This is a genomic window from Salinimicrobium oceani, from assembly GCF_012037645.1.
In genome coordinates, this window is the sequence record NZ_JAAVJR010000383.1 from 1 (window position 1) to 522 (window position 522).

The window sequence follows — 522 nt, forward strand, 5'->3', positions numbered from 1 at the left end:
CGAGAAATTATTCTAAAAAAGAAGAATATTTTATAGACCGGTTGGCCCAGGGTATAGCAACCATGGCCGCGGCATTTTATCCCAAGGAGGTCATCGTTCGGATGAGCGATTTTAAGACCAATGAATACGCCAACCTCATAGGCGGGAAACAATTCGAACCCGAAGAAGAAAATCCGATGCTCGGATTTAGGGGGGCTTCCCGATATTATCATGAGCTGTACCGGGAAGGATTCCTTCTCGAATGCCGGGCGATAAAAAAGGTAAGGGAAGAAATGGATCTTGAAACTAATAAAACCAAAGTCTTAGCTTCCATAAAAAAGATTACCGGCACCAATTCACCAGCACTTCTCGCTTCTTCGGGCTTATCGATGCAGTACGCGATCATGATGGGCCTTATTGATGAAGCGCTTGAGAAACATAAAGGAAAAGCTATTAAAATTATTGTGCCGCCAAATTGCTATGGTGGCACAAATGACCAGGCCAGAAGGGTAGCTGCCGCATTGGACAATGTTCAAGTGGTAG

1 protein-coding gene is annotated in these 522 nt (G+C 44.6%); it reads left to right on the top strand.

Annotated elements, in window-relative coordinates; genetic code table 11:
* On the top strand, positions 1 to 522 hold a 522-nt coding region (locus tag HC175_RS24335; RefSeq protein ID WP_317172351.1), incomplete at both ends, for a putative PEP-binding protein.